6 protein-coding genes are annotated in these 7232 nt (G+C 66.4%); all 6 read right to left on the reverse strand.

All coding sequences use genetic code 11. The features are described from left to right. A partial coding sequence (locus ACXJKR_RS19425) for a PilW family protein (RefSeq protein ID WP_457324209.1) occupies window positions 1-341 on the reverse strand: 341 nt, incomplete at its 3' end. Between the two features lie 20 nt (window positions 342-361). Further along, the gene (gene pilV, locus ACXJKR_RS19430; protein ID WP_457324210.1) at window positions 362-769 is read right to left on the reverse strand and encodes a type IV pilus modification protein PilV; all 408 of its coding nucleotides are present in this window, start codon (window positions 767-769) and stop codon (window positions 362-364) included. A 25-nt stretch (window positions 770-794) separates the two neighbouring features. Continuing rightward, the gene (locus tag ACXJKR_RS19435; protein ID WP_457324211.1) at window positions 795-1406 is read right to left on the reverse strand and encodes a GspH/FimT family pseudopilin; all 612 of its coding nucleotides are present in this window, start codon (window positions 1404-1406) and stop codon (window positions 795-797) included. A gap of 7 nt (window positions 1407-1413) precedes the next feature. Further along, window positions 1414-1878: a type IV pilin protein gene (locus ACXJKR_RS19440; protein WP_457324212.1), complete on the reverse strand. Its 465-nt coding sequence runs from the start codon at window positions 1876-1878 to the stop codon at window positions 1414-1416. 242 nt (window positions 1879-2120) lie between these two features. Then, window positions 2121-3596, reverse strand: coding sequence for a glutamate synthase subunit beta (locus ACXJKR_RS19445; RefSeq protein ID WP_457324213.1), 1476 nt, complete (start codon window positions 3594-3596; stop codon window positions 2121-2123). 11 nt (window positions 3597-3607) lie between these two features. After that, window positions 3608-7232 (reverse strand): glutamate synthase-related protein (locus ACXJKR_RS19450; protein WP_457324214.1); only part of this gene is annotated, 3625 nt, incomplete at its 5' end.

Consider the following 7232-nt stretch of genomic DNA (forward strand, 5'->3'; position numbering starts at 1 on the left):
CCATTGGCCCCTGCGGTGATCACCACCGGCGCGAGCGTCCAGTTGAAGGCGCCCGTACTCGTATGGTTGGCGACGACCGGGCAGCCGAGTGTGGGCAAGGAGAGCTCGTCGATGAGGCCATAGCCGGCCATCTGGATTTCGCGCTGCAGGGTGTACAGCCCCAGGGCGCCGTTGACCTGGGCATCGGCACCACCGGTCGTCACGCGCTTCTGCCCTTCGGCGAAGGACAGCACCTGGGCGGTGACCAGCACGACGACCAGGCCCAGCAGCAGCCCGATCATCAGCTCGATGAGCGTCGCGCCGCGCACGGCCGCCCGGCGGGGGGTCAGTTTGGAATTCAAGACCATCACGGCAGCGGCCCTCAGTTGATGGACGAGGCCATCGTGAATCGATTGGTCGACTCACCAGCCGCCGTCCAGCGGATCTCGATGGACACCGCCCCCGTGGCCGCCACGGTCACCGTGGACTCGCCGTTGGGGAGTCGGGCCGCCACGCGGGCCTGCCAGTCCTGACAGGCAGCCCCGCAACTGGCCGTGGCGTAGGCGTTGAGGCCGGTGCGGTTGGTCCACATCTCGCCGAGCAACTGCTGGGCGAGGAAGGCCGCCTCGGCCCGGAAGGTGGCGGACGTCTGGGCGCGCGTCATGGCCCCTTGCAGCCCGACGACGCCCAGCACGCCCATCGCGCAGATCAGCAGCGCGACCAGGGCTTCGAGCATCGCAAAGCCGGTGTGCTGGCTGCGGCCAGCCTTCAGGTTCGAGCTTGCTTTCATGCCTTGGACTCCATGATGCAGCGGGTCAGCATTTGCGCGGATCACTGCTGGCGGTGACCTTGGGCTCGCACATGCGGATGGCGCCGCCGGTCCCGACGACGATGCGCAGCGCGCGGAAGTCATCGCCAGGGACGTTGTTGTCGATGTTCAGCGTGGTCAGCGTGGCCGCGGGCGACATGTCCACAGCGCGGCCGAAGCCGTTGAAGACCACGGTGTCCGCGTCTTTGCTGGCGACATCGTCCCCATGCACCACGAYCGATTGGCTGCCGCTGCCGGTGGCATGCTTGTCCAGGATGCGGGGCTCGGTCGTGTCGCTGACTGCGGTCGCGCACTTACCAGCCGGGTCGTCAAGGCTGACCACCCACGACATGCCGTCCTCTCCAACCGAGCAGCTGTTGTCCATCACCGCCGAGTTGCTCAGGCGTACGAGCGAGAAGCGCACATTGGTGTTGCGCCGCATCGCCTCGGCGCGAGCGCGCTGCAGGCCAGTCTGYAGGGACGTGGCCACGCTGCGGATCTGGGTGTTGCGTATCCAGGCGCTGGCGCTGGGCATCACGGCCATGAGCAGCAACGCCATCAAGGCGACCACCACCACCAGCTCGATCAAGGTAACGCCCCTCAGGGCCGGCCGCTTCATGTTCACCTCAGCACTCGCTGCCCTTGGCGAGCCAGCAGTTCTTGCCGGTCACGGCCGCACCCTTGAAGGTGGTCGTGGCCTGCACGTTGGATTGGTTGATGGTGTACACATGCCCCACCGACGCCGTGCCTGTCTTGCCGGTGGCGGTGATGGTGTAGCTCTGAGCGCTGATCAGGCTGCAGGCATAGGTGAAGTTCTTGGCACCGTTGGGAACGAAGGTCTTCCAACTCGGGGCGGCGGCGGCGTCGACGCAGGTCGTGGTCCCGTAGTTGCGGTTGTCCTGGTAGTACTGTTCCATCTTGATCCGGTAGTCCGCCAGCTGCGAGAAGCTTTCGGACAGGGAGCCGCGGCGCACGTAGTCCTTGTATTGCGGGACAGCCACCGCTGCCAGGATGCCCACAATGGCCACCGCGATCATGAGCTCGATCAGCGTGAAGCCACGTTGAACCTGAGGAGACGCGAATTGGGACATGGGCAGTTCCTGTGGAGCGGCGACGAGGCGATGAGCGCCGGGTAGAAGGACCATCAAGTGGTCGTTTCGGGGCATTCTGCGGCAGCGCCGGCGTGAATGTCGTGCAAAACTGCGCACCTCGACACTGCTTCTCGACGGGCGTCCATGCCGCCGCGACGAACGGCATGCCCCCGTAAGTAATTGCTACGGCGCCATGAAAAACGCGACCCGGAGGTCGCGTTGCAGGAGGCGAGGCGGCGTGCTCAGCGCGGCAGCGTCGTCGAACCCATCAGGTATTCATCCACCGCACGCGCGGCCTGGCGGCCTTCGCGGATGGCCCACACCACCAGGCTCTGGCCGCGGCGCATGTCGMCGGCGGTGAAGACCTTGTCGACATTGGTCTTGTAGGCGCTGGCACCTTCGGTCGAGGCCTTGCCGTTGCCACGCGCATCCTTGTCGACGCCGAAGGCCTCCAGGATGGTGGCGACCGGCGACACGAAGCCCATCGCCAGGAAGGCCATGTCGGCCTTGAGGATCTGCTCGCTGCCTTCGACCTCGGTCATCTTGCCGCCCTGCCATTGCAGGCGCACGGTCTTGACGCCGGTCAGCTTGCCCTTCTCACCGATGAATTCCTTGGTGGCGATGGCGAACTCGCGCTCGCAACCTTCTTCATGGCTGGACGAGGTGCGCAGCTTGATCGGCCAGTAGGGCCAGGTCAGCGGGCGGTCTTCCACTTCGGGCGGCTGGGGCAACAGCTCGAACTGCGTGACGCTCTTGGCGCCGTGGCGGTTGCTCGTTCCGACGCAATCGCTGCCGGTGTCGCCGCCACCGATGACGATGACGTGCTTGCCGTCGGCGCGCAACTGGTTCTTCAGCTTGTCGCCAGCGTTGATCTTGTTCTGCTGCGGCAGGAATTCCATCGCGAAGTGCACGCCGGACAGCTCCCGGCCCGGCACGGGCAGGTCGCGCGACTGCTCGGCGCCGCCGGTCAGCACGATGGCGTCGAACTGGCTCTTCAGTTCGTCGGCGCCGATCGTTTCCTTGGCCCAGTTGGTGACCTTGCTGCCTTCGGGCAGGGCGGCGACCATCACGCCGGTGCGGAACTCGACGCCCTCGGCCTTCATCTGCTCGACGCGGCGGTCGATGTGGGACTTCTCCATCTTGAAGTCCGGGATGCCGTAGCGCAGCAGGCCGCCGACTCGGTCGTTCTTCTCGAAGACGGTGACGCTATGGCCGACGCGGGCCAGCTGCTGCGCCGCCGCGAGACCGGCCGGGCCGGCGCCAACGACGGCCACCTTCTTGCCGGTCCGCACCTTGGCCGGCTGGGCCGTGACCCAGCCCTCGGCCCAGGCGCGGTCAATGATGGCGTGCTCGATGGACTTGATGCCCACCGCGTCGTCATTGACGTTCAGCGTGCAGGCCGCCTCGCAGGGCGCGGGGCAGATGCGGCCGGTGAACTCGGGGAAGTTGTTGGTGCTGTGCAGCACGACGATGGCGTTCTTCCAGTCCTCCGGCCGGCCCTTGTAGACCAGGTCGTTGAAGTCCGGGATGACGTTGTTGACCGGGCAGCCGCTGTTGCAGAACGGCGTGCCGCAGTCCATGCAGCGCGCGCCCTGCTGCTTCGCCTGCTCGACGTTCAGGCCGATGACGAATTCCTTGTAGTTCTTGACGCGGGCGGGCGCGGGCTCGTAGCCCTCTTCCAGACGCTCGTATTCCATGAAGCCGGTGACTTTTCCCATGCTCCCTCTCCTCAGGCCTTGGCGGTGACGGCTTCAGGCGCCTTGGCCTGAGCGATGGTTTGTGCGGCTTCCTTGGCGGCGTTGATCTCGCCCAGCGCGCGGCGGTATTCGTTCGGGAACACCTTGATGAACTTGCCGCGCGATTCGGCCCAGTGGTCGAGGATGTCGCGGGCGCGCTGGCTGCCGGTCCAGCGGTGGTGGTCCTCCAGCAGCTTCTTCAGGATGGCCTCGTCGGTCTGGGCCTCGCGGTCCACGCCGTCGACACCCTTGGTGCGGTGCCAGATGGCCTTGTCGACGCTGGCTTCCTGCTCCTGCGCCGTGGCGAGCTTCTCCAGCGACACCATGCTGGTGTTGCAGCGCTTGGCGAAGTGGCCGTCCTCATCAAACACGTAGGCGATGCCGCCGCTCATGCCGGCTGCGAAGTTGCGGCCGGTCTTGCCGAGCACGGCGACGGTGCCGCCGGTCATGTACTCGCAGCCATGGTCGCCCGTGCCCTCGACGACGGCCGTGGCGCCCGACAGGCGCACCGCGAAGCGCTCGCCGGCGACGCCACGGAAGAAGGCCTCGCCGCGCGTCGCGCCATACAGCGCGGTGTTGCCGACGATGATGTTCTTGGTCGCGTCGCCGCGGAAGTCGATGCTGGGGCGCACGACGATGCGGCCGCCCGACATGCCCTTGCCGGTGTAGTCGTTGGCGTCACCGATCAGGTAGAAGGTGATGCCATGCGCCAGGAAGGCGCCGAAGCTCTGGCCGCCGGTGCCTTCCATCTGGATGAAGATGGTGTGGTCGGGCAGGCCCTCGGGCTTGCGGCGGATCAGCTCGCCGGACAGGCGTGCACCCACCGAGCGGCGCACGTTGCTGACCTCCTGCATGAACTGCACCTTCTCGCCCTTCTCGAAGGCGGGCAGGCACTTCTCGATCAGCTTGACGTCCAGTGCGCGCTCCAGGCCATGGTCCTGCACATCGTTGTGGATGCGGGCCACGTCGGCCGGGACGTTGGGGCGGTGGAAGATGCGGGCGAAGTCCAGGCCCTTGGCCTTCCAGTGCGAGACGGCCTTCTTGGTGTCCAGCCAATCACTGCGACCAATCAGTTCGTCGAACTTGCGCACGCCCAGCTGGGCCATGATCTGGCGCGCTTCCTCGGCAACGAAGAAGAAGTAGTTGACGACGTGCTCGGGGCGGCCGGTGAACTTCTTGCGCAGCACCGGGTCCTGCGTGGCCACACCCACAGGGCAGGTGTTCAGGTGGCACTTGCGCATCATGATGCAGCCCTCGGCCACCAGCGGTGCGGTGGCGAAGCCGAACTCGTCGGCGCCCAGCAGCGCGCCGATGACGACGTCGCGGCCGGTCTTCATCTGGCCGTCGGCCTGCACGCGCACGCGGCCGCGCAGGCGGTTCAGCACCAGGGTCTGCTGCGCCTCGGCCAGGCCCAGCTCCCACGGCGTGCCGCAGTGCTTGATGGAGCTCCATGGCGACGCGCCCGTGCCGCCGTCATGGCCGGCGATGACGATGTGGTCGGCCTTGCACTTGGCCACGCCGGTGGCCACCGTGCCCACGCCGACTTCGGACACCAGCTTGACCGACACGTCCGCCTTCGGGTTGACGTTCTTCAGGTCGTGGATGAGCTGGGCCAGGTCCTCGATGGAGTAGATGTCATGGTGGGGCGGCGGGCTGATGAGGCCCACGCCCGGCACCGAGTGGCGCAGCATGCCGATGTACTCGGACACCTTGCCGCCGGGCAGCTGGCCGCCCTCGCCGGGCTTGGCGCCCTGGGCCATCTTGATCTGGATCTGGTCGGCGCTGACCAGGTACTCGGTCGTCACGCCGAAGCGGCCCGAGGCCACCTGCTTGATCTTGGAGCGCAGGCTGTCGTTTTCCTTCAGCTCGTAGTCGACGGCGATGACCTTGCCGTCGATCACGTCGCTGATCTTGGTACCAGCGGTGATCTTGATGCCCTTGAGCTCGTTGCGGTAGCGGGCCGGGTCTTCGCCGCCCTCGCCCGTGTTGCTCTTGCCGCCGATGCGGTTCATCGCGACGGCCAGCGTGGCGTGGGCCTCGGTGGAGATGGAGCCCAGCGACATGGCGCCGGTGGCGAAGCGCTTGACGATGTCGGCAGCCGACTCGACCTCTTCCAGCGGCACGGCCTTGGTCGGGTCGAACTTGAACTCGAACAGGCCGCGCAGCGTCATGTGGCGCTTGCTCTGATCGTTGATGAGCTGGGCGTAGTCCTTGTAGGTTTCGAACTTGCCCGAGCGCGCCGCGTGCTGCAGCTTGGCGATGGCGTCGGGCGTCCACATATGCTCTTCGCCGCGGGTGCGCCAGGCGTATTCGCCGCCAGTCTCCAGCATGCTGTCCAGCAGCGGGTCGTCGCTGAAGGCCGCCTCATGCATGCGGATGGCCTCCTCGGCCACCTCGAACACGCCGATGCCGCCCACCTGCGTGGCGGTGCCGCGGAAGTACTTCTCGACGAAGTCCGGCTTCAGGCCGATGGCCTCGAAGATCTGCGCGCCGCAGTAGGACATGTAGGTCGAGATGCCCATCTTGGACATGATCTTGGACAGACCCTTGCCCACGGCCTTGATGTAGTTGTAGCGGGCCTGTTCGGCGGTCAGCTTGGGCGGCAGCTCGTCCTTCATGGCCTCGAGCGTTTCCAGCGCGAGGTAGGGGTGGACGGCTTCGGCGCCATACCCGGCCAGCACGGCGAAGTGGTGCACCTCGCGGGCGGTGCCGGTCTCGACGACCAGGCCGGCCGTCGTGCGCAGGCCTTCACGCACCAGATGGTGGTGGACGGCGGACAGGGCCAGCAGCGCGGGAATCGCGATGCGGTCCTGGCTCAGATGGCGGTCCGTGATGATGAGGATGTTGTGACCGGTCTTGATGGCGTCAACCGCCGAGGCGCACAGCGAGGCGAGCTGCGCTTCCACGCCGGCGCGGCCCCAGTCACGCGGGTAGGTGATGTCCAGCTCACTGGGCTTGAACTTGCCGTTGGTGGGCTTCTCGATGCCGCGCAGGCGCGCCATGTCGTCGAAGTCGAGGATGGGCTGGCTGACTTCCAGGCGCATCGGCGGGTTGATGGCGTTGATGTCCAGCAGGTTCGGCTTCGGGCCGATGAAGCTGTTCAGCGACATCACGATGTTCTCGCGGATCGGGTCGATCGGCGGGTTCGTGAYCTGGGCAAAGAGCTGCTTGAAGTAGTTGTAGAGCGGCTTGTTCTKGCCCGACAGCACCGCGAGCGGCGAGTCGTTGCCCATGGAGCCGATGCCCTCCTCGCCATTGGCGGCCATGGGGGCGAGCAGGAACTTGATGTCTTCCTGCGTGGTGCCGAAGGCCTGCTGGCGGTCCAGCAACGTCGTCGTGAAGCCGGGGCGGGCCGTGTCGGGCACGGCGATGTCGTCCAGCTTGACGCGAACGTTCTCGATCCACTGGCGGTACGGGCGTGCGTTGGCGAACTGGTTCTTCAGTTCCTCGTCGTCGACGATGCGGCCCTGCTCCAGGTCGATGAGGAACATCTTGCCGGGCTGCAGACGCCACTTCTTGACGATCTTGGCCTCGGGGATGGGCAGCACGCCGGACTCGGAAGCCATGACGACGAGGTCGTCGTCGGTGATGCAGTAGCGGGCCGGACGCAGGCCGTTG

Source organism: Roseateles sp. P5_E11, assembly GCF_054049355.1.